Genomic DNA, 2,629 nt, shown 5'->3' with positions numbered 1-2,629 from the left:
GAGAGTTCGAACGACACCGTGCGGAATGGCGTGCCGGCCGTGCGACGGTTGTCGTCGAACGTGCCCTGGCGCAGGCGGTCCTGCCGTAGGCGGTCGAGGTCGACGTCGGCGACGCTCCGGCGCGGGCCGTCCGGGAAGCGCTCGGTGGTGGCGAGCAGCTGACCGCCCTCGTAGATCATCGTCTGGCCGTCCCACGACACGTCGTTGGTCGACTCGCCCTGCCCCGCGGCCGCGTAAGCGTACGCCGCGAGACACCGCATGGACTGCGACTGCGACAGCAGTGCGCGATCGTCGGCGCGACCGATCGTGATGGGGCTGCCCGAGAGGTTGGCGAGCACCGTCGCCCCGGCCAGCGCCGCGGACGACGACGGCGGGATCGGCACCCACACGTCCTCGCACACCTCGGCGTGCAGGGTGAGCCCCGGGACGTCGACCGCGTCGAACAGCAGATCCGGCCCGAACGGAACCGTCGCGCCCGCCACGGTGATGTGCTGCCCCGACTGGTCGTCGCCGCGGGCGTACCAGCGGTGCTCGTAGAACTCGCGATACGTGGGCAGGTACGACTTGGGGGCGACGCCGAGGATGCGTCCGCGATGGACGACGACGGCGCAGTTGTAGAGACGGTTGCGGTGGCGCAGCGGTGCGCCGACGAGCAGGACCGGCAGCAGATCGGTGGATGCCTCGACGATGCGGGCCACGGCCTCTTCGACAGCATCGAGGAGAGGGTCCTGCATGACCAGGTCGTCGATGGCGTAGCCCGAAAGGCAGAGCTCGGGGAAGACGGCCACCGCGACACCGTCCGCATCGCACTCGCGCGCGGACGCGAGCACCGCCTCGGCGTTGGTGGCCGGGTCGGCGACCGCGACGGGGATCGTGCACGCGGCCACGCGCGCGAACCCGTGCCGGTAGACGTTCTCGAACGGCAGCTCGGTGATCACACCTTCAGTCTGTCAGCTGCCATCGACATCGCGTCGTTCCGGGCGTGCCGGCTCACGGGCTGTGGACACGCGTCGGGCGATGTCGGCGGCCCCGGTTAGCGTTGACCATCATGCGGTACATCGAGCACGAAGCGCGGATCGTCTGGAGCGCGAGCGACCTCAAGGCGGCGGCCGAGTGCGAGTTCGCGTGGCTCCGGGCGATCGACGCGAAGATCGGTCGTATCGACGCGGTGCCCGACCCCGAAGACGCCACGCTCGAGCGGGCGGCCGCGCTGGGCACCGCTCACGAACTCCGCGTGCTCGACGAGTACCGCCACCGACTGGGCGGTGCCGTCCGCGAGATCCCCGCCGCCCGGTCCTCCGACGTCGCGGCGCTGGCCGAGGCCGTCCGTCTCACCGACGCGGCGCTCGCCGACCCGTCGGCCGAGGTGGTGTACCAGGCCGCCTTCGCCACGGAGGAGTTCGTCGGTTTCGCGGACTTCCTCGTCCGCGAGCCCGACGCGGGCGATGGCCGACCACGGCCGTGGGTCGTCCAGGACACCAAGCTCGCCCGCCGGGCCCGCGTCACTGCCCTCATGCAGCTCGCCGCCTACGTCGATCAGCTCGACCGGCTGGGGGTGCCCCGCTCCGACGAGGTGCAGCTGCTGCTCGGCGACGGCGGCATCAGCACGCACCGCGTCGACGATCTGATGCCCGTGTTCGCGCTGCGCCGCGCGCGGCTGCGCGCCCTCATCGCGGACCGCAGAGTCGATTCGGGTACGGCCGGTGCCGTGGTCCCGTGGGGCGACCCGCGTGGCGACCTCGCGGTTCTCGCCTGCGGACGCTGCCCCACGTGCGAGATCGAGGTCGTCGCCCACCGCGACCTGCTGCTCGTCGCCGGCATGCGGCCGGTGCAGCGCGACCGCCTGCGGGCCGGCGGCATCGACACGATCGATGCGCTCGCAGCCGCCCCGGCCGCCCCCGAGGGGATGAGCGCCGACACCTTCGTCTCCCTCCGCACCCAGGCGCGGCTGCAGCTCGAGAGCCCCGCCGGAGACGGGGCGGCGGGCGAACACGTCGTCCCGACCTACGAGGTCGTCGCCCCCGCGTCCCTCGGCGTGCTTCCGCGCCCCGATCACGGCGACCTGTTCTTCGACTTCGAGGGCGATCCGCTGTACACCGAGGGGAAGCGGGAGCACTGGGGGATCGACTACCTGTTCGGATGGGTCGACACGCGCGAGCGTTACGGGGCGTTGTGGGCGCACAGCTTCGACGAGGAGCGGGCGGCGCTCGAACGGTTCCTCGACATGGTGGCCGTGCGGCGCGAGCAGTTCCCCGCAATGCACATCTACCACTACGCGCCGTACGAGCCCACGCACCTTCTCACGATGGCCGCGCGCTACGGCGTCGGCGAAGCCGACGTCGATCGCCTGCTGCGCGACGGCGTCTTCGTCGACCTGTACCCGGTGGTTCGCCGCGCGTTGCGGGTCGGATCGCGGTCGTACTCCATCAAGAAGCTCGAACCGCTGTACATGGGCGACGAGGTGCGCACGAGCGACGTGCAGCGCGGCGACGACTCGATCGTGCAGTACGTCGAGGCACGTGCGCTCGCCGCCGACGGCGACGTCGAGGCGGCGCAACGGGTGCTCGACGATCTGGCCGACTACAACCGCTACGACTGCGTGTCGACCCGCCGGTTGCGCGACTGGCTC

The 2,629-nt window shown here is 71.5% G+C and carries 2 protein-coding genes; one reads left to right on the top strand and one right to left on the bottom strand.

What is annotated here, in order from left to right; genetic code table 11:
* A partial coding sequence (locus D8Y23_RS16410; RefSeq protein WP_342672128.1) for a nitrilase-related carbon-nitrogen hydrolase occupies window positions 1–938 on the bottom strand: 938 nt, incomplete at its 3' end.
* Window positions 939–1,048: 110 nt separating this feature from the next.
* Here D8Y23_RS16410 and D8Y23_RS16405 point away from each other — a divergent pair.
* A partial coding sequence (locus tag D8Y23_RS16405; protein ID WP_128219088.1) for a TM0106 family RecB-like putative nuclease occupies window positions 1,049–2,629 on the top strand: 1,581 nt, incomplete at its 3' end.

This window comes from Microbacterium enclense, from assembly GCF_004022425.1.
GTDB lineage: Bacteria > Actinomycetota > Actinomycetes > Actinomycetales > Microbacteriaceae > Microbacterium > Microbacterium enclense_A.
This window is presented reverse-complemented; position numbering and strand designations above follow the sequence as displayed.